Raw genomic sequence first — 1,686 nt, forward strand, 5'->3', positions numbered from 1 at the left:
CGGCGATGCCTGCAGAGGAGTGTCGTTCACGCGATGGCCAATCGTCCCGGAGTCAGGCGCGCAACCGGCGCGCTAGACCACCTTGACATGAACACGGGCCGACACCGTTGTCCGGTGTCGGCCCGTGTCGCGTCAAATGGCGAAGCCGAGGGCGCGCATCATGTCGCGCCCATCGTCGGTGATGCGCTCGGGGCCCCACGGCGGCATCCACACCCAGTTGATGCGGAAGCGATCGACGACCTGGTCGAGCGACTGTGCGGTCTGCTCTTCCAGCACGTCGGTGAGCGGGCAGCCCGCCGAGGTGAGCGTCATGTGGATCACGAGAGCGTCGTTCTCGTCATCCCACGCGAGGTCGTAGATGAGGCCGAGGTCGACGACGTTGATCCCGAGCTCCGGGTCCATGACGTCTTTGAGCGCCTCGATGACCTCTTCGTACTTCTCTGTGGTGAGCGTCGCGGTCATGACGCGATCCTACGCGCCCGCGTCGGCGACGGGCTCGAGGTAGCGGTCGTAGCCTTCGCTCTCGAGACGGTCGGCGAGCTCGGGGCCGCCCTCCTCCGCGATGCGTCCCGCGACCATGACGTGCACGAAGTCGGGGCGGATGTAGCGGAGGATGCGCGTGTAGTGGGTGATGAGCAGCACGCCGAGGCCGGTGTTCTCCTTGGCGCGGTTGACGCCCTCGGAGACGATCTTCAGCGCGTCGACGTCAAGACCGGAGTCGGTCTCATCGAGCACCGCGAGCTTCGGCTTCAGCAGCTCGAGCTGCAGGATCTCGTGGCGCTTCTTCTCGCCGCCGGAGAAGCCCTCGTTGACGTTGCGCTGCGCGAACTTGGGGTCCATGCGCAGGTTCTTCATCGACTCCTTGACGTCCTTGGTCCAGGTGCGCAGGGCCGGCGCCTCGCCATCGATGGCGGTCTTGGCCGTGCGCAGGAAGTTCGTCACGGTGACGCCGGGGATCTCGACCGGGTACTGCATCGCGAGGAACAGGCCGGCGCGTGCGCGCTCGTCCACGGACATCTCCAGCACGTCCTCGCCGTCCAGGGTGATGGAGCCGCCCGTGACGGTGTACTTCGGGTGGCCGGCGATCGTGTACGCGAGCGTGGACTTGCCCGAGCCGTTGGGGCCCATGATGGCGTGCGTCTCACCCGTGCGGATGGTCAGCGTCACGCCGTTGAGGATGGGGGTCGTTCCCTCATCGGTCTCGACCGTCACGTGCAGGTCGCGGATCTCGAGGACAGACATGTCAGACTTCCTTCTTCAGGTTCGGGTCGATGAGCACGTCGTCGCCGTCGATCTGGACGACGTAGACGGGGACGGGCTCGTAAGCGGGGAGGTTCAGGGGACGGCCGGTGAGCAGCGAGAAAGCCGAGCCGTGGGCCCAGCACTCCAGGGTCTCCCCCTCGACGAATCCCTCGGAGAGCGAGATGTCGCCGTGCGTGCAGGTGTCGCCGATGGCATGCACCTCGCCGTTGGAGTCCAGCACGAGGGCGATCGGCACGCCGTCGACCTCGACCCGGCGGGCGGAGTCCTGCTCCAACTCGCTCAGCGCGCAGACGCGGGTGGCGGTCACTCCTGCGCCCCTGCGTCGAGCTCGGCGAGGATCGCCGCGGTGAGCTCCTCTTCGAGCGAGGGGATGCCGGTCTTCTGGATGATCTCGCCGAGGAATCCCACCACGACCAGGCGCCG

General features: G+C 67.0%; 3 protein-coding genes. All 3 read right to left on the reverse strand.

Annotated features, from left to right (window positions below):
- Window positions 1-132 precede the first annotated feature (132 nt).
- From NQ160_RS14335 to NQ160_RS14345, 3 genes are read right to left on the reverse strand one after another with little or no spacing between them, the layout of a single operon-like run.
- Window positions 133-462 (reverse strand): metal-sulfur cluster assembly factor, encoded by a 330-nt coding sequence (locus NQ160_RS14335; RefSeq protein WP_257515188.1) that lies wholly within the window; start codon window positions 460-462, stop codon window positions 133-135.
- 9 nt (window positions 463-471) lie between these two features.
- Window positions 472-1,242: a Fe-S cluster assembly ATPase SufC gene (gene sufC / locus NQ160_RS14340; protein WP_257515885.1), complete on the reverse strand. Its 771-nt coding sequence runs from the start codon at window positions 1,240-1,242 to the stop codon at window positions 472-474.
- A 1-nt stretch (window position 1,243) separates the two neighbouring features.
- The gene (locus NQ160_RS14345) at window positions 1,244-1,570 is read right to left on the reverse strand and encodes a non-heme iron oxygenase ferredoxin subunit (protein ID WP_257515886.1); all 327 of its coding nucleotides are present in this window, start codon (window positions 1,568-1,570) and stop codon (window positions 1,244-1,246) included.
- Between the last annotated feature and the right edge of the window lie 116 nt (window positions 1,571-1,686).

The organism is Microbacterium sp. zg.Y909 (genome assembly GCF_024626565.1).